This is a genomic window from Streptomyces toyocaensis (assembly GCF_000725125.1).
GTDB lineage: Bacteria > Actinomycetota > Actinomycetes > Streptomycetales > Streptomycetaceae > Streptomyces > Streptomyces toyocaensis.
In genome coordinates this window covers 127,828-151,197 of record NZ_JFCB01000003.1, presented here as the reverse complement: position 1 = coordinate 151,197, position 23,370 = coordinate 127,828, and the positions used below count along the sequence as shown (strand labels likewise).

Below are 23,370 nucleotides of genomic sequence, written 5' to 3'. Positions count from 1 at the left end.
AGCCCCTCACAGCTTCATCAGGCTGGCGTCGTCGACCGAGGCCGAGTGGCGGGAACGGAACAGGGACACGATGATCGCCAGCCCGACCACGACCTCCGCGGCGGCGACCACCATCGTGAAGAAGGCGATGACCTGGCCGTCGAGATTGCCGTGCATCCGGGAGAAGGCGACGAACGCGAGATTGCAGGCGTTGAGCATGAGCTCGACGCACATGAACACGACGATCGCGTTGCGCCGGATCAGCACACCGGTCGCGCCGATCGTGAACAGCAGCGCGGCCAGGTACAGATAGTTGACGGGGTTCACTTCGACGCCTCCTCGGCCCGCTTGAAGGTGGGCGGATCGATCGCCTTGCGCTCCAGGCGCTCCTCGGCGCGCTGCTCCATCGCCCGCAGGTCGTTGATCGCCTCCTGCGACACGTCACGGACCTGGCCGCGGTCCCGCAGCGTCTTGCTGACGGTGAGGTCCGACGGGGTGCCGTCGGGCAGCAGGCCCGCGATGTCCACGGCGTTGTGCCGGGCGTAGACGCCCGGCGCCGGCAGCGGCGGCAGGTACGTGCCCTCGCGCACGCGCTGCTCGGCCAGTTCCCGCTGGGTCCTGGCGCGCTCGGTGCGCTCCCGGTGGGTGAGCACCATGGCGCCGACGGCGGCCGTGATGAGCAGGGCGCCGGTGATCTCGAAGGCGAAGACGTACGTGGTGAACAGGCGGGCCGCGAGACCCTGCACATTGCCGCCCGCGTTCGCCTCGCCGATGCCGCTGAACTCGCTGAGCGAGGCGTTCCCGATCCCGCCGATCAGCAGGATGCCGAAGCCGAGACCGCACAGCAGGGCAAGCCAGCGCTGGCCCTTGATGGTCTCCTTCAGGGAGTCCGCCGCGGTGACGCCCACCAGCATCACCACGAACAGGAACAGCATCATGATCGCGCCGGTGTAGACGACGATCTGCACGACGCCCAGGAAGTAGGCGCCGTTGGCCAGGTAGAACACCGCCAGGACGATCATGGTGCCGGCGAGGCAGAGCGCGCTGTGCACGGCCCGCCGCATGAACACGGTGCACAGGGCGCCGATCACGGCGACCGTGCCCAGGACCCAGAACTGGAAGGCCTCTCCGCCGGAGGTGGAGTAGGCGGCGAGCCCGCTCATCGCCCGATCACCTCGTCCGACGCCGGTTCCTCCGCGCCGAAGGTCGAGGCGGCCTCCTGCACCACCTCGCCCTTGGAGTGGGCGACCTGCTGCTCCGTACCGGGCGCGGCCTCGGTGACCAGGCCCCGGTAGTAGTCCTGTTCGTCGGTGCCCGGGTACATGGCGTGCGGGGAGTCGACCATCCCCTCCTCCAGACCGGCGAGCAACTGCTCCTTGGTGTAGATGAGGTTGGCCCGGCTGGAGTCCGCCAGCTCGAACTCGTTGGTCATCGTCAGCGCCCGCGTGGGGCACGCCTCGATGCACAGGCCGCACAGGATGCAGCGGGCGTAGTTGATCTGGTAGACGCGGCCGTACCGCTCGCCCGGTGAGTAGCGCTCCTCCTCGGTGTTGTCCGCGCCCTCGACGTAGATCGCGTCGGCGGGACAGGCCCAGGCGCACAGCTCGCAGCCGACGCACTTCTCCAGGCCGTCCGGATGGCGGTTGAGCTGGTGTCGTCCGTGGAAACGCGGAGCGGTGGTCTTCTGCTGCTCCGGGTACTGCTCGGTCAGCCGCTTCTTGAACATGGCCTTGAAGGTCACGCCGAAGCCGGCCACGGGGTTCAGGAAACCGGGCTTGGTCTCCTTGGGCTCCTCAGCCATCGGACGCCTCCTTTCCATCCGTAGATCCGCCCAGAGATTCGTCACTCTGAGTATCGGGGCCGCCACTGACAACCAGTTCCCGTTCACCGCGCGAACGGCGTCGCGGCACCGGCGGCACTTCCTGTCCCGGCAGCGGCGGCACGGGGAACCCGCCCGCCATGGGATCGAAGGCGGGCGGACCCTCGGGCCGCTCGGACTCCTTCGCCTTCGACCGGAACATGTCGGCGACGAAGGAGAGCAGCAGCAGGGCGAGGACGCCTCCGGCGATGTAGAGGGCGATGTCCGCGAAGTCGTAGTTCTCGTTCCGCAGCGCCCGCACGGTGGCGACGGCCATCAGCCACACCAGGGAGACCGGGATGAGGACCTTCCAGCCGAGCTTCATCAGCTGGTCGTAGCGGACCCGCGGGAGCGTGCCGCGCAGCCAGACGAACCCGAACAGCAGGGTCAGCAGCTTGCCGGTGAACCAGAGCATCGGCCACCAGCCGTGGTTGGCGCCCTCCCAGAAGGTGCTGACCGGCCACGGGGCCCGCCAGCCGCCCAGGAAGAAGGTCACGGCGACGGCCGAGACGGTCACCATGTTGATGTACTCGGCGAGCATGAACATCGCGAACTTGATGGACGAGTACTCCGTGTTGAAGCCGCCGACCAGGTCGCCCTCGGACTCCGGCATGTCGAACGGGGCACGGTTGGTCTCACCGACCATCGTGACGATGTAGATGAGGAAGGAGACCGGCAGCAGCAGGACGTACCAGCGGTCCGTCTGCTGCTCGACGATCGTCGACGTGGACATCGACCCCGAGTAGAGGAACACGGAGGCGAACGCCGCGCCCATGGCGATCTCGTACGAGATCATCTGCGCGCAGGACCGCAGGCCGCCCAGCAGCGGATACGTGGAACCGGAGCTCCAGCCCGCCAGGACGATGCCGTAGATGCCGACCGAGGCGACCGCGAGGATGTAGAGCGCCGCGATCGGCAGGTCGGTGAGCTGCATCGTGGTGCGCTGGCCGAAGATCGAGATCTCGTTGCCGGCCGGTCCGAAGGGGATCACCGCGAACGCCATGAAGGCGGGGATCGCCGCGACGATCGGCGCGAGGACGTACACCGCCTTGTCCGCGCGCTTGACGACGACGTCCTCCTTGAGCATCAGCTTCACGCCGTCGGCGAGCGACTGGAGCATGCCCCAGGGGCCGTGCCGGTTGGGGCCGATGCGCAGCTGCATCCAGGCGACGACCTTGCGCTCCATGACGATGGAGATCAGCACGGTCACCATCAGGAAGGCGAAGCAGAACACCGCCTTGAGGACGATCAGCCACCAGGGATCACGGCCGAACATCGAGAGGTCTTCAGCGGCGAGGTACGGGCTCATGCCTCCACCTCCTTGGGGGCCTCGCCGGCGAGCGTCGCCGGGCCGATACGGACGAGGGAGCCGGGCAGCGCCCCGGTGCCGGCGGCGACCCCGCCGTCGGCGGAGTTCAGCGGCAGCCAGACCACGCGGTCGGGCATGTCGGTGACGGCCAGGGGCAGTTCCACCGACCCCGCGGTACCGGTCACCGACAGCAGGTCGCCGTCCTTGACGCCGACCTCGGCCGCCGTGGCCGCCGACAGCCGCGCGCGGGCGGCGTGCCGGGTGCCGGCCAGCGCCTCGTCGCCGAGTTGCAGGAGGCCCTGGTCCAGCAGCAGCCGGTGTCCGGCGAGCACGGCCTCCCCGGCGGCCGGCCGGGGCAGGGCGCCCGCGGTCTCCTGCGGGTCGCCGGCGCGGGGGCCGTCCCAGGTGCCGAGCCGGTCGAGCTCCGCGCGGATCGTGCGCAGGTCCGGCAGGCCCAGGTGGACGTCCATGGCGTCGGCCAGCATCTGGAGCACGCGCGCGTCCGTGGGCGGGAGCCGCCGGGTCATCTGGTCGGGCTTGAGCGCCGCCTCGAAGAGACGGACCCTGCCCTCCCAGTTGAGGAAGGTCCCGGCCTTCTCCGCGACGGCGGCGACCGGCAGGACGACGTCGGCGAGCTCGGTGACCTCGCTGGGCCGCATGTCCAGCGAGACCACGAACCCGGCCTCGGCGAGTGCGGCACGCGCGCGTGCCGGGTCGGGCAGGTCGGCGACCTCCACGCCCGCCACCAGCAGGGCCTGGAGCTCACCGCGCGCCGCCGCCTCGACGATCCGGCCGGTGTCGCGCCCGTAGCGGTGCGGCAGTTCGGCGACGCCCCACAGGGCGGCGACCTCCTCACGCGCGCGCGGGTCGGTCGCCGGGCGGCCGCCCGGCAGCAGCGTCGGCAGCGCGCCCGCCTCGACCGCGCCCCGCTCCCCGGCCCGGCGCGGGATCCACACCAGCCGGGCCCCGGTCGCGGCGGCGAACCGGACGGCCGCGGTCAGCCCGCCCCGTACGGCCGCCAGCCGCTCGCCGACGACGATCACCGCACCCTCGGCCCGCAGGGCCTCGGCGGCCCTGACGCCGTCCTCCTCCAGGCCGACGCCGCCGGCCAGCGCGTCCAGCCACTCGGTCTCGGTTCCCGGAGCCGCCGGCAGCAGGGTGCCCCCGGCCTTCTCGAGTCCCCGCGTGGCGTGCGTGGCCAGGGCGAAGATCCGCTGTCCGTGCCCGCGCCATGCCTTGCGCAGCCGCAGGAAGACGCCGGGCGCCTCCTCCTCGGACTCGAACCCGACCAGCAGAACGGCCGGCGCCTTCTCCAGGGAGGTGTAGGTCACGCCCGTGCCGTCGAGGTCACGGCCGCGGCCCGCGACCCGCGCGGCGAGGAAGTCGGCCTCCTCGGAGCTGTGCACCCGCGCGCGGAAGTCGATGTCGTTGGTGGCGAGCGCCACGCGTGCGAACTTGCTGTACGCGTAGGCGTCCTCGACGGTGAGCCGGCCGCCGGTCAGCACACCGGTGCGGCCCCGCGAGGCCAGCAGCCCCTGGGCCGCGATCTGCAGCGCGTCCGGCCAGGACGCCCGCTCCAGCTCGCCCTCCGCGTTGCGCACGAGCGGCGTGTCGAGACGGTCACGCAGCTGCGCGTACCGGAACGCGAAGCGGCCCTTGTCGCAGATCCACTCCTCGTTGACCTCGGGGTCGTCGGCGGCGAGCCGCCGCATGACCTTGCCGCGCCGGTGGTCGGTGCGGGTGGCGCAGCCGCCGGAACAGTGCTCGCACACCGACGGCGAGGAGATCAGGTCGAAGGGGCGGGAGCGGAACCGGTAGGCCGCCGAGGTGAGGGCGCCGACCGGGCAGATCTGGATGGTGTTGCCGGAGAAGTACGACTCGAACGGGTCGCCCTCCCCGGTGCCGATCTGCTGGAGCGCGCCCCGCTCGACCATCTCGATCATCGGGTCGCCGGCGATCTGGTTGGAGAACCGGGTGCAGCGGGCGCACAGGACGCACCGCTCGCGGTCGAGCAGCACCTGCGTGGAGATCGCGACGGGCTTCTCGTAGGTGCGCTTCTTGCCGTCGAAGCGGGACTCGGCGTTGCCGTGCGACATCGCCTGGTTCTGCAGCGGGCACTCGCCGCCCTTGTCGCAGACCGGGCAGTCCAGCGGGTGGTTGATGAGCAGGAGCTCCATCACACCCTTCTGGGCCTTCTCGGCGACCGGCGAGGTGAGGTGGGTCTTCACCACCATCCCGTCGGTGCAGGTGATGGTGCACGAGGCCATGGGCTTGCGCTGGCCCTCGACCTCCACGATGCACTGGCGGCAGGCGCCGGCCGGGGCGAGGAGCGGGTGGTCGCAGAACCGGGGGATCTCGATGCCGAGCTCCTCGGCGGCCCGGATGACCAGGGTGCCCTTGGGCACGCTGATCTCGGCGCCGTCGATGGTCAGCGTGACGAGGTCCTCGGGCGGGACCGCCGCCTCTCCCCCACCGGAGGGAGCATTGGTGGTCACAGTCATGCGTGCACCTCCGTACGGTCGGCCCAGGCCGTCGACTTGGCCGGGTCGAAGGGGCAGCCACGGCCCGTGATGTGCTGCTCGTACTCCTCGCGGAAGTACTTGAGCGACGAGAAGATCGGCGAGGCGGCGCCGTCGCCGAGGGCGCAGAAGGCCTTGCCGTTGATGTTGTCGGCGATGTCGTTCAGCTTGTCGAGGTCGGCCATCTGTCCCTTGCCGGCCTCGATGTCCCTCATCAGCTGGACGAGCCAGTACGTGCCCTCGCGGCAGGGCGTGCACTTGCCGCAGGACTCGTGGGCGTAGAACTCGGTCCAGCGGGTGACGGCGCGGACGACGCAGGTCGTCTCGTCGAAGCACTGCAGGGCCTTCGTGCCCAGCATGGAACCCGCGGCGCCCACCCCCTCGTAGTCGAGGGGGACGTCGAGGTGCTCGTCGGTGAACATCGGCGTGGAGGAGCCGCCCGGCGTCCAGAACTTCAGCCGGTGGCCCGGCCGCATCCCGCCGCTCATCTCGAGCAGCTGGCGCAGCGTGATGCCGAGGGGCGCCTCGTACTGCCCGGGGCCGGCGACGTGGCCGCTGAGGGAGTAGAGCGTGAAGCCGGGCGACTTCTCGCTGCCCATCGAGCGGAACCACTCCTTGCCCCGGTTCATGATGGCGGGAACCGAGGCGATCGACTCGACGTTGTTCACCACGGTGGGGCAGGCGTACAGGCCCGCGACGGCGGGGAAGGGGGGACGGAGCCTCGGCTGGCCCCGCCGTCCTTCGAGCGAGTCGAGCAGTGCGGTCTCCTCACCGCAGATGTACGCGCCCGCGCCCGCGTGCACGGTGAGTTCGAGGTCGAGTCCGCTGCCCAGGATGTTCTCGCCGAGGAGGCCGGCCGCGTAGGCCTCGCGCACGGCCTCGTGCAGCCGCCGCAGCACGGGGACGACCTCACCGCGCAGGTAGATGAAGGCATGTGAGGACCTGATGGCGTAGCAGGCGATGACGATGCCCTCGATGAGGCTGTGCGGGTTCGCGAAGAGGAGCGGAATGTCCTTGCAGGTTCCCGGTTCCGACTCGTCGGCGTTGACCACCAGGTAGTGGGGCTTGCCGTCCCCCTGGGGAATGAACTGCCACTTCATTCCCGTCGGGAAGCCGGCGCCGCCGCGCCCGCGCAGACCGGACTCCTTGACGTACGCGATGACGTCGTCCGGTGACATGGCGAGCGCCTTGCGGAGCCCCTCGTACCCCTCGTGCCTCTTGTAGACGTCCAGCGTCCAGGACCTGTCCTCGTCCCAGAAGGCCGACAGCACGGGTGCGAGCAGCTTCTCCGGGCTCATGTCCTTGAGTTCGGGTGCCAAGGTCATCACTCCCCCTCCTCGGCAACGGGTCCCGACGGGTGGGCCGGGTCGGAGGCCGATGTGTCCTGCGGCGCGTCGTGCGAGCTGAGGTGCTCGGTGGGCGACGGCTCGTGCGGCGGCGCCTCCCGGGGGGCCTCGCCCCGCGGGTGCACCACGCGCGCGGGTGCTGCCTCCCCCTTGGCCAGCTTCAGGCCGATCAGGGAGGCGGGCCCGGCGCTCCCCGTGGCCTCGACGGCTCCCTCGCGCTCGTCGGGGAAGCCGGCCAGGATGCGGGCGGTCTCCTTGAAGGTGCACAGGGGCGCCCCGCGCGTGGGCGCGACCGGGCGGCCTTCGCGCAGGTCGTCGACCATGCGCTTGGCGCTCTCGGGGGTCTGGTTGTCGAAGAACTCCCAGTTCACCATCACCACGGGCGCGAAGTCGCAGGCCGCGTTGCACTCGATGTGCTCCAGGGTGACCTTGCCGTCGTCGGTGGTCCCGCCGTTGCCGACGCCCAGGTGCTCCTGGAGCTCCTCGAAGATCGCGTCGCCGCCCATGACGGCGCACAGGGTGTTGGTGCACACCCCGACCTGGTAGTCGCCGCTCGGCCGCCGCCGGTACATGGTGTAGAAGGTGGCGACCGCGGTCACCTCGGCCGTCGTCAGGCCCAGCACGTCGGCGCAGAACTGCATCCCGGTGCGGGTGACGTGGCCCTCCTCCGACTGCACGAGGTGCAGCAGCGGCAGGAGGGCGGACCGGGAATCCGGGTAGCGGGCGATGATCTCGCGCGCGTCGGTCTCCAGCCGGGCCCGGACGTCGTCCGGGTAGGCGGGTGCGGGCAGTTCGGGCATGCCCAGGCTGACGCCCCGCTCGGACCGCTCGGAAGAAGAGGTGGTCACCGGTCGACGCCTCCCATCACGGGGTCGATGGACGCGACGGCGACGATGACGTCGGCGACCTGGCCGCCCTCGCACATCGCCGCCATGGCCTGCAGGTTGGTGAAGGACGGGTCACGGAAGTGGACCCGGTAGGGGCGGGTGCCGCCGTCGGAGACGACATGCACCCCGAGCTCGCCCTTGGGCGACTCGACCGCCGCGTACGCCTGTCCCGGCGGTACGCGGAAGCCCTCGGTGACCAGCTTGAAGTGGTGGATCAGGGCCTCCATGGAGGTGCCCATGATCTGCTTGATGTGGTCGAGGGAGTTGCCCAGTCCGTCCGGTCCCAGGGCGAGCTGGGCGGGCCAGGCGATCTTCTTGTCGTCGACCATCACCGGTCCCGGCTGGAGCCGGTCCAGGCACTGCTCGACGATGTGCAGCGACTGGCGCATCTCCTCGAGCCGGATCAGGAAGCGGCCGTAGGAGTCGCAGGTGTCGGCGGTCGGGATCTCGAAGTCGTACGTCTCGTACCCGCAGTACGGCTGCGCCTTGCGCAGGTCGTGCGGCAGGCCGGTGGAGCGCAGGATCGGGCCGGTGGCGCCGAGCGCCATGCAGCCGGCCAGGTCCAGGTAGCCGATGTCCTGCATGCGGGCCTTGAAGATGGGGTTCCCGGTGGCGAGCTTGTCGTACTCCGGGAGGTTCTTCCTCATCTTCTTCACGAACTCGCGGATCCGGTCCACCGCGCCGGGCGGCAGGTCCTGCGCGAGTCCGCCGGGGCGGATGTACGCGTGGTTCATCCTGAGGCCCGTGATGAGCTCGTAGATGTCGAGAATGAGTTCACGATCACGGAATCCGTAGATCATGATCGTGGTGGCGCCGAGCTCCATGCCGCCGGTGGCGATGCACACCAGGTGGGAGGAGAGCCGGTTCAGCTCCATCAGGAGCACGCGGATGACCGAGGCGCGGTCGGGTACCTGGTCCTCGATGCCGAGGAGCTTCTCGACCGCGAGGCAGTACGCCGTCTCGTTGAAGAACGACGTCAGGTAGTCCATGCGCGTCACAAACGTGGTGCCCTGGGTCCACGTCCGGTACTCGAGGTTCTTCTCGATGCCGGTGTGGAGGTAGCCGATGCCGCAGCGGGCCTCGGTGACCGTCTCGCCGTCGATCTCCAGGATCAGACGGAGCACGCCGTGGGTGGACGGGTGCTGGGGGCCCATGTTGACGACGATGCGCTCGTCGTCGGCCCGGGCCGCGCTCTCGACGACCTCGTCCCAGTCGCCGCCGGTGACGGTGTAGACGGTTCCCTCGGTGGTCTCGCGAGGGGTTGCGTGCGAAGTACTCACGAGTACGACCTCCGCTGGTCCGGAGCCGGGATCTGGGCGCCCTTGTACTCGACGGGGATGCCGCCGAGGGGGTAGTCCTTGCGCTGCGGATGGCCCTGCCAGTCGTCCGGCATCATGATCCGCGTCAGGGCCGGGTGACCGTCGAAGACGATGCCGAAGAAGTCGTACGTCTCGCGCTCGTGCCAGTCGTTCGTCGGGTAGACCGTGAACAGTGACGGGATGTGCGGGTCGCTGTCGGGGGCGCTGACCTCGAGGCGGATCACCCGGTTGTGGGTGATCGAGCGCAGGTGGTAGACGGCGTGCAGTTCGCGGCCCTTGTCGTGCGGGTAGTGCACGCCGCTGACGCCGGTGCACAGCTCGAAGCGCAGGGCGGGGTCGTCGCGCAGGGTCTTCGCCACGCGGACCAGGTGCTCGCGTTCGATGTGGAAGGTGAGTTCGCCGCGGTCGACGACCGTCTTCTCGATGGCGTTCCCGGGGAGCAGGTCCTGCTCCTCCAGAGCGCCCTCCAGTTCGTCGGCGACCTCGTCGAACCAGCCGCCGTAGGGACGGGTCGCCGGTCCCGGCAGCCGGACCGAGCGGACCAGGCCGCCGTAGCCGGACGTGTCGCCGCCGTTGTTCGCGCCGAACATGCCGCGCTGGACGCGGATCTCCTCGCCGCCCTGGCCGCGCCGGCCCGGGAGGTTCTCCGCGGAGAGGTCCTTCTCGGGGTTGACCTCGTTGCCGTTCGCGTCGCTCATCGCAGCAGCCCCTTCATCTCGATCGTGGGCAGGGCCTTGAGCGCCGCCTCCTCCGCCTCGCGGGCCGCCTCCTCGGCGTTCACGCCGAGCTTGGAGCTCTGGATCTTCTGGTGGAGCTTGAGGATCGCGTCCAGCAGCATCTCGGGGCGGGGCGGACAGCCGGGGAGGTAGATGTCGACCGGGACGACGTGGTCGACGCCCTGGACGATCGCGTAGTTGTTGAACATGCCGCCCGAGGAGGCGCAGACCCCCATGGAGATCACCCACTTGGGGTTCGGCATCTGGTCGTAGACCTGCCGCAGCACCGGCGCCATCTTCTGGCTGACCCGCCCGGCGACGATCATGAGGTCCGCCTGCCGCGGTGAGCCGCGGAAGACCTCCATGCCGAAGCGCGCCAGGTCGTAGCGGCCCGCGCCGGTGGTCATCATCTCGATGGCACAGCAGGCGAGGCCGAACGTGGCGGGGAAGACGGACGACTTGCGTACCCAGCCCGCGGCCTGCTCGACGGTGGTCAGCAGGAATCCGCTCGGCAGCTTTTCTTCGAGTCCCATGACTAATGGCCCCTCAGTCCCATTCCAGGCCGCCGCGCCGCCATACGTACGCGTACGCGACGAAGACGGTGAGCACGAAGAGCAGCATCTCCACGAGCCCGAAAAGCCCCAGGGCGTCGAAGGTGACGGCCCAGGGGTAGAGGAAGACGATCTCGATATCGAAGATGATGAAGAGCATCGCCGTCAGGTAGTACTTGATGGGGAAGCGCCCGCCGCCGGCCGGCGTGGGGGTCGGTTCGATACCGCACTCATAGGCCTCGAGCTTGGCGCGGTTGTACCGCTTCGGACCGATCAGCGTGGCCATGACCACGGAGAAGATCGCAAAGCCTGCCCCGAGGGCTCCCAGTACGAGGATGGGCGCATACGCGTTCACCGCTCCTCGCTCCTCTCAGTCGGCACTGACTGCTGGCGGTTGTTCAGCGGGCTTCGGCCGACCTCAACTGCCCCACGAACCACGCCCGCCCCGGCGAAGATCGAGAACATGTGAAGCAGGTCACAAGCCCAACCGCTCCGCATCTTATGCCCGTGGGTCTGTGATCTGCGACACGGGGTATTCCACAAGCTTTGTGATCTCCACCACCTGACGAACGATCATGAAGTCGGATGAGCGGTGATCTTCACACGCCAAGCGTCCGCGCGATCACCAAAGGTGACATTTTGACTGATCAGTGCAGCTCAGAGGGCCCGTCCCCATATCAAGAGGCTTCTCGTGCATGCAAATTGGCGCTGGACTCGATCTCTTGGTAGAGACCGCGTTCACACCTCGGAGGGAATCGGCGGCGAGATGTGGACGTGTGCACGCGTTCACGAAGTCGGAGGGTCACGATCCGGTCACCCTCAGCCACCACGACCTTCACGGCCGCCGCCGTCGGTCGATCACGGCTCCGGCCGGTCCTCCGGACGCGACGACGGGGGTAACCGTTCCGTGACCTCCGTCACGTTCACAAGATCGGCGGGAGAAGGGGGATTGGCCAACCGGTCCCACCAGTGGTAGGCGGGGAGCAATTCGGGCGTAATGATGAAAGTGCGTGATCAAGGGCCGATCACGGGCGTCCGCAATGTCCGTTACGGCGTCAATAAAGAAGGACACGCCCGGGATTCGGACCCACGATTGAACAACTGTGGCGCAGCACACGTTCCTTGAAGATATGAAGGAGCCCCTGGTACCGGTAGTTCCCATGTCCCACACCGCTCACATACGCAGCCACCGGAAGCCCCGCCGCACCGCGTCGTCCACGATGGCGATGCGGGCCGGAGTTGCCGGTGGCGTTCTCAGCACCCTGGCAGTGGCCGGGGCGTCGGCTTCGGCGAACGCGGCCGAGCCCGTGACGCAGACCCTCGAACTGCCCACCCTGACGGCCGACCTGGCCGCCCAGGTCGCCCAGTCCGCGGACGCGACCCAGCAGGCCGCCGCGAACTACCAGCTGCGTGCCGAGCGTGACGCGGCCGCCGCCAAGGCCGCCAAGGAGGCCAAGGCGGACCTCGCCGAGGCCAAGGAGAAGGCCGAGGCGAAGAAGAAGGCCGCGGAGGAGGCCCGCAAGGCCGCCGCCGAGCGTGCAGCGCGCGACGCCGAGCGTCCCGCCCTCTCCACCGCCACGACGACCGCCGCCACGACGACCGCCTCCGCGCCCGCCAGTGGCAGCGTCGCGACGGTCATCGCCTTCCTCAAGGCACAGGTGGGCGACGCCTACGTCATGGGCGCCACGGGCCCCAACGCCTGGGACTGCTCGAGCCTGGTGCAGGCCGCGTTCCGGCAGGTCGGCGTGGACCTCCCGCGTGTCTCGCAGGACCAGTCGACGGTCGGCACGGACATCCCGCTGTCGCAGATCCAGGTCGGCGACATCCTGTACTGGGGCGGCAAGGGCTCCGCGTACCACACGGGTGTCTACATCGGTAACGGCCAGTACCTGGACGCCGCCAACCCGTCCAAGGGCGTCGTCATCCAGGACCTCTCCGGCTACCCGGCGTCGGGTGCCGTGCGCGTGCTCTGAGCCGCCCCCACACGGGATGAAGGGCCGCTGCCACTCGGGGGCAGCGGCCCTCCGTCGTTCTTCTCCCGCACCCCCGCCGCACTCCCCTGACACACCGGGGCAAGATCACCCGATTGCCCGAATCGTCCCCCCTCCGTGGCGGGTTGGCGGTGCCGGTGTGCACCGGTGGAGGGCCGTGCCGCCCCATGACGGCCCCTCACGGCGCCCCGCACGGACAGCGAAGGCCGGAGTCCGCCCTCCGGACTCCGGCCGTTCACAGCACCCCTCACGGCGCCGGCGTCAGGCGGTGGTCCCGCCGCCCTGCCGTGCGCGCCGGCGCTGCAGCACGATCACGCCCGCGCCGAGACCCAGCGCCAGCAGCGCCGCCCCGCCGATCAGCGCCATCCCGCCGGCACCGGTGAGCGCAAGTCCGCCCCCGGCGTCGTCGCCCGCCACGTCACCGGATGTACCGCTCGTCCCAGTCGTACCGCTCGACCCGCTCGTCCCGGAGGAACCGGAAGACCCGGAGTCGCCCTCGCCGTCGCCGGACCCGGGCGGCGTCGAGCCACCCGACGTACCGCCGTCGGCCTCGCCCGTGCCGCCGTCCGTCGCCTCGTCGGAGCCGTTGAGCACGATCCAGGCGGAGTCGTTCGTGTGGTCGGAGTCGAAGGGGTTGTCCCACTCGGGCAGCGCCACCTTGCCCTTGGCGCCCTCGACGACCCGGTCGACCCGCAGTTCGAACGGGAAGCTGAGCTCCGCGTCCTCCAGCAGCGGCGTCGTCACCCAGCACAGGTAGCCCTTCACGCCCTCGGCGATGGTGTTCTCGCCGCAGTCCTGCGGGGCCTTGGTGACGGTCGCCCCCTCGGGGACGGCCACCGTGAAACCGATGGGCTCACCGCCGGAGCGCAGCGCGCTGACCCAGGCCGGACCGTTGTTGCGGAAGCCGATCTCCGCCGTGACCGTGTCACCGGCCTCGCCGGCCGGTGAGGCGCCGGTCAGTTCCAGGTCGTAGGTGTTCTTCAGGGGCAGGTCGAGGTCCGCGTACTTCGCGTAGTCCTTGGGGTCGGCGTCGCCCGCCTTCTTCAGTCCCAGGTCCGGGCCGGTGCCCGGCCGGTAGTCCTTGGCCGCGCGCAGGGCGGCCGCCTCGCCCGGGCCGACGGCCGTGAAGGAGTAGGTGAAGATGTCGTGCAGCGCGAAGTCCGCGGTCCGCACCTTCAGCGGCTCGGCCAGTGCGTACGCCGCCCCCGCCTCGATGCCGTCGGGGAACGTGCAGATGGCGTCGGTGCCCTGGTGCAGCAGGGAGCCGGTGGTCACCTCGGCGTAGGAGCAGTTGCCGTAGGAGTCGGGGAAGGACACTCCGCGCGAGCCGTGGAACCGCAGCACCGCACCCTCGGCGGCCGTGCTGCCCGCGTTGCGCAGCCCCACGGGCGCCTCGAAGGTGTCGCCCGCGCGGAAGTCCTTCGGCAGGGAGAGCCTGCGGTTCACGAACTCGGGTCCGCCGACGAGCACATCGATGCTGAGCGGCGTGAAGTCCAGCCCCTCGCCCTCACCGGTGACGGTGATGCTGCCGAAGTCGCCGGCCTCGCTGTCGTCGCCGATGTCGAGCCGGATGCCGCCGACCTTGTTGTACTGCTGGCCGGCGTACAGCTCGCTGCCCGTGCAGACCGCGACCAGGCCGTCGGCGTCGCAGGGGAGCTTCACCTTCGCGACGCCCGCCAGCTCGCTGGCGTCGATGCGGATCGTGTAGTCGCCGGTGAATACGGGCGGGATGACACCGTCGCCCTCGAACGGCTCGCCCGGGGCGTTCAGCCGCAGGTCCACCTGCGGTTCCGTGGGGTCTCCGTTGTCGGAGTGCAGCGACAGGTCGACCCGGTCCTCGCCGGTGATCGTCACGGGCAGGGGCGCGTCGGCCGCCTGGGCGGTGCCTGCCGCGCCGGTCGCGATCAGACTCGTGGCGGCCGCCAGCCCCAGGGCTCTGAGCGGCCCGAGCCGCCGGTTTGACTGCAGTGTCATGGAAGGCTCTCTCGTCGAACGGGACGTGCCCGACTGGGTACGCCCCGTTCGACAGCCCCCGTCGTCGATCAGTTGCCCACGAAAAGGTCACGCGGTGATCACGGTCACGCATACCTCACCGGCCGCGTGGAACGACACCGGCCACACCCTCCGCCGGGGCGTCAGGCCTTCGGCGCCACCTTGCTCAGACCGTTGATGATGCGGTCCATCGCGTCGCCGCCCGTCGGGTCCGTCAGGTTGGCGAGCAGCTTCAGGGTGAACCTCATCAGCATCGGGTGGGTGAGCCCGCGCTGGGCGGCGATCTGCATGACCTTCGGGTTGCCGATGAGCTTCACGAAGGCACGGCCGAGCGTGTAGTAGCCGCCGTAGGTGTCCTTGAGCACCCGTGGGTAGCGCCGCAGCGCGATCTCCCGCTGGGCCGGCGTCGCCCGCGCGTGCGCCTGGACGATCACCTCGGCGGCGAGCTGCCCGGACTCCATCGCGTAGGCGATGCCCTCACCGTTGAACGGGTTGACCAGGCCGCCCGCGTCGCCGACGAGGAGCAGTCCGCGCGTGTAGTGCGGCTGGCGGTTGAAGGCCATGGGGAGCGCGGCACCGCGGATGGGGCCGGTCATGTTGTCGGGGGTGTAGCCCCAGTCCTCCGGCATGGACGCGCACCAGGCCTTGAGGACCTCGCGCCAGTCCAGCTCCTTGAAGGACTCCGAGGTGTTGAGCACGCCGAGCCCGACGTTGCTGGTGCCGTCGCCCATGCCGAAGATCCACCCGTAGCCGGGCAGCAGCCGGTCCTGCGGGCCCCGGCGGTCCCACAGCTCCAGCCAGGACTCCAGGTAGTCGTCGTCGTGGCGCGGCGAGGTGAAGTACGTGCGCACCGCGACGCCCATCGGCCGGTCCTCGCGCCGGTGCAGGCCCATCGCCAGGGACAGCCGGGTGGAGTTGCCGTCGGCGGCCACGACCAGCGGGGCGTGGAAGGTGACCTCCCGCTTGTCCTCACCGAGCTTGGCCTTCACGCCCGTGATGCGCCCGGTGCGGTCGTCGATGATCGGCCCGCCCACGTTGCAGCGCTCGTACAGCCGGGCGCCCGCCTTCTGGGCCTGCCGGGCGAGCTGCTCGTCGAAGTCGTCGCGCTTGCGGACCAGCCCGTAGTCGGGGAAGGAGGCGAGTTCCGGCCAGTCCAGCTGGAGGCGGACCCCGCCGCCGATGATGCGCAGGCCCTTGTTGCGCAGCCAGCCGGCCTCCTCGGAGACGTCGATGCCCATGGACACCAGCTGCTTCACGGCGCGGGGGGTGAGACCGTCGCCGCACACCTTCTCCCGTGGGAACTCGGTCTTCTCCAGCAGGAGCACGTCGAGTCCGGACCGGGCCAGGTGGTACGCGGTGGTGGAGCCGGCTGGCCCCGCGCCCACGACGATCACATCGGCGGTGTTGTCGGAGAGGGGCTCGGTCACGGCGGGATCTCCCCAAGGTTCGAAATCTGCGTGCCGACCGGCACTGGACATGGGCAGTCTATTCAGCGGCATTGATCACCCGGCTGAAGGGCTGCCCCGTGAACCGAGCTCTCCCCGCTGTACGGCTGCGTGTTCCCACCCACGAGGACGCCGTCACCTGGCACCGGATCTTCGCCGACCCGGACGTGATGGAGTTCCACGGCGGCAGGGCGGCCGGCCTGTCGGTCTACGAGGAGCTCACCGCCCGCCAGCGCCGGCACGACGCCCAGCTCGGCTTCTGCCTGTGGAGCATGCTCGACGAGTCCGGCCAGGTCATCGGCTTCACCGGCGCCCAGCCGTGGGAGCGCGACTGGGGCCCCACCGGTGAGATCGAGATCGGCTGGCGGCTCGCACGGGAGCACTGGGGCAAGGGGTATGTCACCGCGGCGGCCCGGGAGACCCTGGAACGGGTGCGCGCGGCCGGGACGAGGGGTGTGGTCGCGATGGTGGACGCCCGCAACGCCCGCTCCGTGGCGGTCACCCGGCGGCTGGGCATGCGGCTCGCCGAGACCTTCACCACACCGGCCCCGCGGCGCGAGGCCCACTGCTACCGCCTGGATCTCTGAGGAGCCCGCCCTCCCCCACGCGGCGGGGCTCAGCTCTCCTTGAAGCCCCGGTGCAACGCCACCACGCCACCGGTGAGGTTGCGCCACGCCACCCTCGACCACCCGGCGCCCTTCAGCCGGTCGGCCAGCCCGGGCTGGTCGGGCCAGGCCCGGATCGACTCGGCGAGGTAGACGTAGGCGTCCGGGTTGGACGACACCGACCGGGCGACGGGCGGCAGCGCACGCATCAGGTACTCGGTGTAGACGGTGCGGAACGGCGCCCACGTCGGGTGCGAGAACTCGCAGATGACGATCCGCCCGCCGGGCCGGGTCACCCGGTGCATCTCGCGCAGTGCCGCGTCCGTGTCCTGCACGTTGCGCAGCCCGAAGGAGATGGTGACGGCGTCGAAGACGTCGTCCTTGAAGGGCAGCCGGGTCGCGTCGCCCGCGGTGTAGGGCAGCCAGGCGCGGTCGCGCTTGCCGACCCGGAGCATGCCGAGGGAGAAGTCGCAGGGCACGACGTAGGCGCCGGTGCGCGCGAAGGGCATCGACGACGTGCCCGTACCGGCCGCCAGGTCGAGCACCTTCTGCGCGGGCCGCGCGCCGACCGCCTTGGCGACCTCCTTGCGCCACCGCCGGTCCTGGCCGAGGGACAGCACGTCGTTGGTCAGGTCGTACCGTTCCGCGACGTCGTCGAACATCGAGGCGACGTCGTGCGGCTGCTTGTCCAGGGATGCGCGGGTCACCCGCCCATTCTTGCAGCCCACCCGCACGACGGGGCGGCGCCGTCCCGGGACCCCCGCGCGGCGCGCCCCGCGGAGTCCGGCCCGTCGCCCGTGCCACTCCGGCCGGAGAGGCTCCGACCCCGCCCCCGCCGAACACGGCGGTGGCGTCCCGCGTCGCACGGCTCACCGGGTCCGGCGCCGATGTCCGCGTCTCCTTCGGCGGCGCCCCCGGCAAGGAACTGGCGGCCGCCTGCGGTACCGCGGCCGACCTGGCCGAGGCGTACGGCACGGCGCTGGACGCGGCCGGCGCCACCCGCGCCGCCTTCGAGGGCGACGAACTCACCGACTCCGCCTCCGTGGCCCTGCGCTCGGAGGCCGTCACCCTGCTGGAGTCGGCCGACGACCGCGGCGTCCGGGTCGCCACCGTCAACCTCATGACCATGAACTACGGCGAGTCCTGCGACGGCGACATGGGCGACTACGCCGTCACCGCGGCCCCGGGCGGCGCACGCGCGGCTCCGGGACGTCTTCGGGCTGTCCGGCCCCGCCGAGGGCCGGCGCGCCGCCACGGGGTCAGCGCCGTCGGTACACCAGGCGCCCCCCGACCACGGTCGCCACACAGGTCCCCGCGCCGCGTGCGGCGAGCGCGGCCTCGTCCGGCACGTCGAAGACGGCGAACCGGGCGGCGGAGCCGGACTCCCTGGGCTCCGCGAACGTCACCGGCAGGCCACAGGCGTACGGGTCCAGCGACGCCGTCCCGCCGGGGCGTCCCAGCCGGCCGAGGACACCCAGTCCTGAGCGGTGCACGGCGTCCCGGACGGCGCGGTTGCGCAGGTCCCCGCAGGACACCGCGACCGTGCCGTGGGCCAGCATGCGCTGCACCCCGCGCCGGGCGCTCGCGCCCCAGCGGGCGTCGTCCATGGCCAGGGCGGCGAGCGCGTCCCCCGTCAGCGGCTCGGTGCCCAGCGCGTCGGCCTCACGCGGATCCGGGTGGTAGGCCTCCTCCAGCAGCTCGTCGCCGTGGAGGTTGACGAGGCCGGGGGTGAGGATGCCGGGCCACCGGCGCACCCGGGCCCCCGGGCGGTCGGCGAGCAGGTCCTCCAGGGAGCCCGCCCGGGCGATCCACGCGCCGTCGACGGCGAGCGCCCGCCCCTTCGAGTCCGCGTGGATCGTCAGCACGGCAGGGTCAGTTGGAGGCGAGGAGCTTCAGCTCCGGGTGCGCCGTGCCGCCCGCGATGGCGGTGGAGGAGATGTGGGAGACCACGCGGTCGTCGACGGGGTCGTTCGCCGGGTCGTCGTGCACGACGAGGTGCTCGTACGTCGTCGAACGCTGCGCCGGGACCCGTCCCGCCCTGCGGATCAGGTCGATGATCTCCAGCCGGTTGGAGCGGTGCCTGGCGCCGGCGGAGGAGACCACGTTCTCCTCCAGCATGATCGAGCCGAGGTCGTCCGCGCCGTAGTGCAGGGAGAGCTGGCCGATCTCCTTGCCGGTGGTCAGCCAGGACCCCTGGATGTGCGCCACGTTGTCCAGGAACAGCCGGGCGATCGCGATCATCCGCAGGTACTCGAAGACCGTGGCCTGCGTGCGGCCCTTCAGGTGGTTGTTCTCCGGCTGGTAGGTGTACGGGATGAACGCCCGGAACCCGCCCGTGCGGTCCTGCACGTCCCGGATCATCCGCAGGTGCTCGATCCGCTCGGCGTTCGTCTCCCCCGTGCCCATCAGCATCGTGGACGTCGACTCCACCCCCAGGGTGTGCGCGATCTCCATGATCTCCAGCCAGCGCTCACCCGACTCCTTCAGCGGGGCGATGGCCTTGCGCGGACGCTCCGGCAGCAGCTCCGCGCCCGCACCGGCGAAGGAGTCCAGGCCCGCCTCGTGGATACGGGTGATGGCCTCCTCGACCCCCACCCCCGAGATCCGCGCCATGTGCTCGACCTCGGAGGCCCCCAGCGAGTGGATGACCAGCTGCGGGAACTCCTTCTTGATGGCGGCGAAGTGCCGCTCGTAGTACTCCACGCCGTAGTCCGGGTGGTGACCGCCCTGGAACATGATCTGCGTGCCGCCGAGCTCGACGGTCTCCGCGCAGCGCCGCAGGATGTCGTCCAGGTCACGGGTCCAGCCCTTGGCCGTGTCCTTGGGCGCGGCGTAGAAGGCGCAGAACCTGCACGCCGTCACGCACACGTTCGTGTAGTTGATGTTCCGCTCGATGATGTACGTCGCGATGTGCTCGGTCCCGGCGTACTTCCGCCTGCGCACCGCGTCGGCGGCCGCGCCCAGCGCGTGCAGCGGGGCGTCCCGGTAGAGGTCGAGCGCCTCCTCGGGGGTGATCCGTCCACCGGCGGCGGCACGGTCGAGGACGGGCTGAAGGTCGGCCTTCTCGGTCACCGGCGTCCCTTTCGTCAGGGGTGTGGACGGTCTGCGGACGGACCGATCCAGCGTACGTCAGCGGCATCCGGCGGCCGACGTCAGGCCGCGTACGCGCCGATCAGCAGGCCGGTGAGGACTCCGCCGATCAGGAACGGGCCGAACGGGATGGCCGTCTTGCGTCCCGCCCGCCGCGCGACGACCAGCGCACCCCCGTACAGCGCCCCGAGGAGGAACCCGGCGAGGGTGCCGAGCATCACGGTCGGCCAGCCGTACCAGCCGAGGACGGCACCCGCGCCGAGCGCCAGCTTCACATCGCCGAAGCCCATGCCGCCGGGATTGACGAGGAACAGCACGAAGTAGCCGGCGCCGAGCGCGAGCGCGCCCAGCAGGGCCGTCGTCCACTCCCCCGCGTGCTCGGGGACGAGCGCGGTCACGCCGAGCAGGGCGAGGGCCGTTCCGGCGAAGGGCAGGGTGAGCGGGTCGGGCAGCCGCTGCACCCGGAGGTCGACCACCGCGAGCAGCACGCCGACGGGCGCGAGCAGCAGCCACACCGCCAGCTCGGGCCGGGTCCCGGTGGCCGCGGCGAGGGCGGCGCAGACCAGGGCGGTGACGACGGCGGGTGCGGTGCCCGGCCCGTACGGCGGGCCCGCGCACGGTCCGCACCGCGCGGGGCCGAGCCAGCCGTTCACCGGATGACCCGCCGGGCACGCCGTGCGCCACTCCTCTCCCGACGGGGCCGAGAACCGGTAGGCCGCGCGGGGCAGCACCGCGCCGGCCGCCGCGCCCCACAGGGCGGCGACGGCGACCAGCAACACGTACAGGCCGTCGCTCATCGCCGGGCCGCTCAGCCGGCCGCCGCGACGGCGTCGCGCCAGGCCGGCAGCAGTTCGTCGAGCAGCGCCTCGGTGCGCGGCGGCAGCCCGCGGGCGCCGCCGCGGCCGATCAGGTCGGCGGCGAGGGCGGTGAGCCGCTCCGGGTCGCCGAGGGCGTGGGTGGCGCGCAGCAGCTCGTTCCACAGCCGCTCGTCGGCCGGGGCGGTGCGCAACGCGGCGTCGATCGCCTCGATGGCCTTCTCGGCGCGGTCCTTCTCCATGTGGAAGCCGGCGAGCGCGAGCCCGGTGTCCGCGACGAGCAGCGGCAGCTGGGCGTCGACGATCTCGTGGGCGAGCCAGCGGTAGCGGCCCTCGGGCCGGTCGGCGAGCAGCGGGCCGCGTACCAGCACCAGGGCGTCGGTGAGCAGCCGGCCGCGCACGGCCCGGCTGTCGACGCCCTTGCCCTGGGTGGCCTCGTGGTACAGGGACCGCAGCACGTCCAGGTCGGAGACGACGGACGGGGAGAGGGTGAGCCGCCCCGTGTCGTCCGTGCCGAGGCGGGGCGTGCCGTCGGGGTCGGTGCCGAGCCAGGCGCGCAGCCGCTCCACGAGCGCCTCACGCACGTCGTCGGTGACGCCGCGGGGCCACAGGGCGGAGGACAGCACGCGCGGGTGCACGCCCTCGCGGTGCAGGAGCAGCAGCGCGAGCGCCTCGTGGAGCAGTGCGCTGCGCTCGTCGTCCGGGGTGTCGAGACCGATGATCTCGTACGGCCCGACCAGGCGCGCGTACACGGCGGGCCGGCCCTGTTCGCTGATGTCGACCAGGAACGGCGGCGTGTGGTCCGGTCCGTCGGGGTCGCGCTCGGGGTCGGCCTGGACGAACAGCTCGACGACCGCACGCTGCTGGGCGGCGGGCAGGAGCTGGGCGTCGAGTTCGAGGCCGAGGAGGGGGGCGAGCAGGCGGCCGTCGCCGGTGATCTCCATCTCCCAGGCGGCGCCCGGCAGTTCGCCGCCACCGGTGCCGACGAGGTAGCCGATGCCGAGCCGGCCGGCGTCGGCGGCGAGTTCGGCGAGCGTGACGGCGTCCTCGGGGGACGGCTCGGCGGCGAGCAGGACCAGGTGCGGCGCCCAACGGGTGTGCTGCGCGGGCCCGGTGCGTCCGGTGAGCACGGAGTCGTGCCCGGCCGCGCCGAGGGCTCCGCGCCGCTGCCGCGTCTCGGCCTCCATGGTCTCGATCAGCGCCTCGACGTCGTCGAGGTGACGCAGCCGGCTGGGCGCGAGGGGCGTCAGATCGGCACCGAATCCGACGAGGGTGATGGTCATGCGGTCGGACCAGCCGTTGGTGGCCAGTTCGGCGGCGACGGAGGCGAACACGGCGGCGCGGTCGGCCTCGTCACCGCGCAGGGTGACGAGGCCGGGGACGGACTCGAGGTTGAGCAGCAGCCGGGAGCCGTCCATCGTGCCGAGGCTGACGAGGCCCGGGTAGGGGGCGGCGGTGTCGCTGTCCCCGTACTGTTCGGCGTCGTCCTTGGCGAGCACCCAGAACGTCTCGTCCTGCCCGGGCTGCCAGGGCGTCGGCGGCCTGCCGGACGGCTGGGCGAGCTGGAGGTGCAGGTCGCCGTTGCCGAACCAGGCCGCGTAGACGGTGGGCAGCGGGCGGGAGTCGGCGGCGAGGGACGCGGCGAGCCCGCGCAGCGACCGGTCGAGCAGCCGTACGCCCTCGGGGTCGGCGCCGACCAGCAGCGCGTCCTGCGCGTCCAGGGCGTCCCCGGCCGGCGTGGGCGGCTCCATCCCGCGCCGGCCGCCGATGCCGGCGAACGCCGACTGCCACAGTGCCTGCCGACGCCGGTGCCCGAGGGCGCCGAGGAGGCCCGCGGCGAGAAGGGGCGCGGCGAGGAGCGCTTCGGGCAGGCCGAAGGCGGAGGAGTCGTGGGCGGGGGTGGCGTGCTGCCGCTCCCGCTGGTGACCGGCGCCGTCGTTCGCGGGCGCGGGCGCGGGGGCGGGCCGCTGCGTGGGCACGGAGACGTCGGCGGCACCGCTTCCGCCACCGCCCCGTGCGTGGTCCCCGGTCCGGGCGTAGTCGTGGATCTGCTGCCGCACCCCGGGCGAGACCTCGGGCGCCTCGTCGGGCATCTCCACGAGGTCGCCGCCGCGCGCGTCGCCGGGCATCTCCATGATCCAGCCGGGCCGGATCAGGCTGGCCTCGGACAGCCGGGAACCGTCGGGCTGGGCGCGGTCCTTGTTGAGCTCGAAGATCTCCTTGTACCGGCGGCCGTCTCCGAGGTGCCGCTCGGCGATCTCCCAGAGGGAGTCGTGGTGCCGGCCCTCGGGTGGCTGGATCCGGTAGAACTTCGTGTCGCCGCGCTGCGTGGCGTCGCTGCCCGCGGCTTCGGCGTGCGACGCCTGCTCGGCGACGGCCGCCGCGGCGCCGGCGGCCTGCTCCTGCTGCTGCGCGAAGAAACCGGGGGTCTGCTGGGCGGCGGCCGCGGCGGGCCGCTGGTTGCCGTCGAGGCTCTGTCCGAGCTGGCTCAGCCCGGGGGCGAAGCCGGCCGCGGTGGCGCTCACGAGCAGCAGGGCGGCGACGAGTTGACGGGCGAGCAGCTGACTGGGGCCGGCCCCCGGCACCCGCCCCGGCACCCCGACGCCCGACAGCGCCGCCTTCATCTCCACGAGCACACAGGCGGTGAACTGCGCCCAGGCCAGCCAGACGACGAAGGTGAGGATGCCGAGGAAGGTCGAGGCGGAGATGTCCTGCCTGAGCCACTCCATCGGCTCGAAGGTGGCCGGGAGCGGCCAGCCCCGGGTGACGGCCAGCGCGAGCGGGACACCGACGACCAGGACGAGCAGCGCCACGAAGGCGAGGAACGCCTTGACGACGTCCCCGAACGACCGCCGCCGCACCCGCACCGGCTGCGGCGTCCGGTTCCGGGGAGTGGCGGAGCCCGCGTCCGTCGAGGTTGACGGGCTGGAACTGCGGCGTCGCGACAT

The 23,370-nt window shown here is 71.4% G+C and carries 20 protein-coding genes and 1 pseudogene; 3 read left to right on the top strand and 18 right to left on the bottom strand.

Annotation, left to right across the window (positions count from 1 at the left end; genetic code table 11):
• Positions 1 to 6: 6 nt before the first annotated feature.
• Genes nuoK through BU52_RS05995 form a run of 11 tightly spaced genes read right to left on the bottom strand, consistent with a single transcriptional unit; the run spans position 7 to position 10,839 of the window.
• Positions 7 to 306 (bottom strand): NADH-quinone oxidoreductase subunit NuoK, encoded by a 300-nt coding sequence (gene nuoK, locus BU52_RS06045; protein ID WP_037929353.1) that lies wholly within the window; start codon positions 304 to 306, stop codon positions 7 to 9.
• On the bottom strand, positions 303 to 1,142 hold the full coding sequence (locus BU52_RS06040) for an NADH-quinone oxidoreductase subunit J (protein WP_037929347.1): 840 nt from the start codon (positions 1,140 to 1,142) through the stop codon (positions 303 to 305). Before BU52_RS06040 ends, nuoK begins: the two co-directional genes overlap by 4 nt.
• Positions 1,139 to 1,780, bottom strand: a complete 642-nt coding sequence (gene nuoI, locus BU52_RS06035) for an NADH-quinone oxidoreductase subunit NuoI (protein ID WP_037929344.1) — start codon at positions 1,778 to 1,780, stop codon at positions 1,139 to 1,141. The genes BU52_RS06040 and nuoI overlap by 4 nt, the downstream gene beginning before the upstream one ends.
• On the bottom strand, positions 1,773 to 3,146 hold the full coding sequence (nuoH, locus tag BU52_RS06030; RefSeq protein WP_037929337.1) for an NADH-quinone oxidoreductase subunit NuoH: 1,374 nt from the start codon (positions 3,144 to 3,146) through the stop codon (positions 1,773 to 1,775). Before nuoH ends, nuoI begins: the two co-directional genes overlap by 8 nt.
• Positions 3,143 to 5,647, bottom strand: a complete 2,505-nt coding sequence (locus BU52_RS06025) for an NADH-quinone oxidoreductase subunit G (RefSeq protein ID WP_037929335.1) — start codon at positions 5,645 to 5,647, stop codon at positions 3,143 to 3,145. Before BU52_RS06025 ends, nuoH begins: the two co-directional genes overlap by 4 nt.
• Positions 5,644 to 6,990: an NADH-quinone oxidoreductase subunit NuoF gene (nuoF, locus tag BU52_RS06020; protein ID WP_037929330.1), complete on the bottom strand. Its 1,347-nt coding sequence runs from the start codon at positions 6,988 to 6,990 to the stop codon at positions 5,644 to 5,646. Before nuoF ends, BU52_RS06025 begins: the two co-directional genes overlap by 4 nt.
• Positions 6,990 to 7,859: an NADH-quinone oxidoreductase subunit NuoE gene (gene nuoE, locus BU52_RS06015; RefSeq protein ID WP_037929327.1), complete on the bottom strand. Its 870-nt coding sequence runs from the start codon at positions 7,857 to 7,859 to the stop codon at positions 6,990 to 6,992. Before nuoE ends, nuoF begins: the two co-directional genes overlap by 1 nt.
• Entirely contained in the window at positions 7,856 to 9,178 is a 1,323-nt protein-coding gene (locus BU52_RS06010; protein WP_037929324.1) for an NADH-quinone oxidoreductase subunit D, read from the bottom strand. The genes nuoE and BU52_RS06010 overlap by 4 nt, the downstream gene beginning before the upstream one ends.
• Positions 9,175 to 9,915: an NADH-quinone oxidoreductase subunit C gene (locus BU52_RS06005; RefSeq protein WP_037929322.1), complete on the bottom strand. Its 741-nt coding sequence runs from the start codon at positions 9,913 to 9,915 to the stop codon at positions 9,175 to 9,177. Before BU52_RS06005 ends, BU52_RS06010 begins: the two co-directional genes overlap by 4 nt.
• Positions 9,912 to 10,466, bottom strand: coding sequence for a NuoB/complex I 20 kDa subunit family protein (locus BU52_RS06000; protein ID WP_030565381.1), 555 nt, complete (start codon positions 10,464 to 10,466; stop codon positions 9,912 to 9,914). The genes BU52_RS06005 and BU52_RS06000 overlap by 4 nt, the downstream gene beginning before the upstream one ends.
• A gap of 13 nt (positions 10,467 to 10,479) precedes the next feature.
• The gene (locus BU52_RS05995) at positions 10,480 to 10,839 is read right to left on the bottom strand and encodes an NADH-quinone oxidoreductase subunit A (RefSeq protein ID WP_007490928.1); all 360 of its coding nucleotides are present in this window, start codon (positions 10,837 to 10,839) and stop codon (positions 10,480 to 10,482) included.
• Between the two features lie 775 nt (positions 10,840 to 11,614).
• Here BU52_RS05995 and BU52_RS05990 point away from each other — a divergent pair.
• Entirely contained in the window at positions 11,615 to 12,457 is an 843-nt protein-coding gene (locus BU52_RS05990; protein ID WP_037929318.1) for a C40 family peptidase, read from the top strand.
• A 279-nt stretch (positions 12,458 to 12,736) separates the two neighbouring features.
• Here BU52_RS05990 and BU52_RS05985 read toward each other — a convergent pair whose 3' ends face one another.
• Positions 12,737 to 14,449, bottom strand: a complete 1,713-nt coding sequence (locus BU52_RS05985) for a hypothetical protein (RefSeq protein ID WP_037929317.1) — start codon at positions 14,447 to 14,449, stop codon at positions 12,737 to 12,739.
• Between the two features lie 161 nt (positions 14,450 to 14,610).
• Positions 14,611 to 15,945, bottom strand: a complete 1,335-nt coding sequence (locus BU52_RS05980) for a geranylgeranyl reductase family protein (RefSeq protein WP_051857973.1) — start codon at positions 15,943 to 15,945, stop codon at positions 14,611 to 14,613.
• 47 nt (positions 15,946 to 15,992) lie between these two features.
• On the opposite strand from BU52_RS05980, the gene BU52_RS05975 reads away from it, so the two are divergent.
• The gene (locus tag BU52_RS05975) at positions 15,993 to 16,499 is read left to right on the top strand and encodes a GNAT family N-acetyltransferase (RefSeq protein ID WP_037929740.1); all 507 of its coding nucleotides are present in this window, start codon (positions 15,993 to 15,995) and stop codon (positions 16,497 to 16,499) included.
• Between the two features lie 29 nt (positions 16,500 to 16,528).
• Here BU52_RS05975 and BU52_RS05970 read toward each other — a convergent pair whose 3' ends face one another.
• A complete protein-coding gene (locus tag BU52_RS05970; protein WP_037929312.1) occupies positions 16,529 to 17,224 on the bottom strand; it encodes a demethylmenaquinone methyltransferase in 696 nt (231 codons plus the stop codon).
• Between the two features lie 131 nt (positions 17,225 to 17,355).
• Between BU52_RS05970 and BU52_RS37265 the strand changes: the two are divergent.
• Positions 17,356 to 17,770, top strand: a pseudogene (locus BU52_RS37265) (hydrolase); the annotation flags it as partial.
• A 6-nt stretch (positions 17,771 to 17,776) separates the two neighbouring features.
• Here BU52_RS37265 and BU52_RS05965 read toward each other — a convergent pair.
• The 4 genes from BU52_RS05965 to BU52_RS05950 form a co-directional block, all read right to left on the bottom strand.
• Positions 17,777 to 18,382, bottom strand: a complete 606-nt coding sequence (locus BU52_RS05965) for a hypothetical protein (protein WP_037929309.1) — start codon at positions 18,380 to 18,382, stop codon at positions 17,777 to 17,779.
• Between the two features lie 7 nt (positions 18,383 to 18,389).
• Positions 18,390 to 19,589 carry a cyclic dehypoxanthinyl futalosine synthase gene (gene mqnC, locus BU52_RS05960; protein WP_037929307.1) on the bottom strand — a complete coding sequence of 400 codons (1,200 nt, stop codon included), beginning with the start codon at positions 19,587 to 19,589 and terminating at the stop codon, positions 18,390 to 18,392.
• 80 nt (positions 19,590 to 19,669) lie between these two features.
• Positions 19,670 to 20,404, bottom strand: a complete 735-nt coding sequence (locus BU52_RS05955) for a prepilin peptidase (protein ID WP_037929304.1) — start codon at positions 20,402 to 20,404, stop codon at positions 19,670 to 19,672.
• Positions 20,405 to 20,415: 11 nt separating this feature from the next.
• Positions 20,416 to 23,370 carry a BTAD domain-containing putative transcriptional regulator gene (locus tag BU52_RS05950; protein WP_037929302.1) on the bottom strand — a complete coding sequence of 985 codons (2,955 nt, stop codon included), beginning with the start codon at positions 23,368 to 23,370 and terminating at the stop codon, positions 20,416 to 20,418.

What these genes read in the sequence shown, in the direction of transcription:
- BU52_RS06040 (WP_037929347.1), bottom strand. Translation starts at nt 1,142, where the DNA reads ATGAGCGGGCTCGCCGCCTACTCCACCTCCGGCGGAGAGGCCTTCCAG.
- nuoI (WP_037929344.1), bottom strand. Translation starts at nt 1,780, where the DNA reads ATGGCTGAGGAGCCCAAGGAGACCAAGCCCGGTTTCCTGAACCCCGTG.
- nuoH (WP_037929337.1), bottom strand. Translation starts at nt 3,146, where the DNA reads ATGAGCCCGTACCTCGCCGCTGAAGACCTCTCGATGTTCGGCCGTGAT.
- BU52_RS06025 (WP_037929335.1), bottom strand. Translation starts at nt 5,647, where the DNA reads ATGACTGTGACCACCAATGCTCCCTCCGGTGGGGGAGAGGCGGCGGTC.
- nuoF (WP_037929330.1), bottom strand. Translation starts at nt 6,990, where the DNA reads ATGACCTTGGCACCCGAACTCAAGGACATGAGCCCGGAGAAGCTGCTC.
- BU52_RS06005 (WP_037929322.1), bottom strand. Translation starts at nt 9,915, where the DNA reads ATGAGCGACGCGAACGGCAACGAGGTCAACCCCGAGAAGGACCTCTCC.
- BU52_RS06000 (WP_030565381.1), bottom strand. Translation starts at nt 10,466, where the DNA reads ATGGGACTCGAAGAAAAGCTGCCGAGCGGATTCCTGCTGACCACCGTC.
- BU52_RS05990 (WP_037929318.1), top strand. Translation starts at nt 11,615, where the DNA reads ATGAAGGAGCCCCTGGTACCGGTAGTTCCCATGTCCCACACCGCTCAC.
- BU52_RS05985 (WP_037929317.1), bottom strand. Translation starts at nt 14,449, where the DNA reads ATGACACTGCAGTCAAACCGGCGGCTCGGGCCGCTCAGAGCCCTGGGG.
- BU52_RS05980 (WP_051857973.1), bottom strand. Translation starts at nt 15,945, where the DNA reads ATGTCCAGTGCCGGTCGGCACGCAGATTTCGAACCTTGGGGAGATCCC.
- BU52_RS05955 (WP_037929304.1), bottom strand. Translation starts at nt 20,404, where the DNA reads ATGAGCGACGGCCTGTACGTGTTGCTGGTCGCCGTCGCCGCCCTGTGG.
- BU52_RS05950 (WP_037929302.1), bottom strand. Translation starts at nt 23,370, where the DNA reads ATGTCGCGACGCCGCAGTTCCAGCCCGTCAACCTCGACGGACGCGGGC.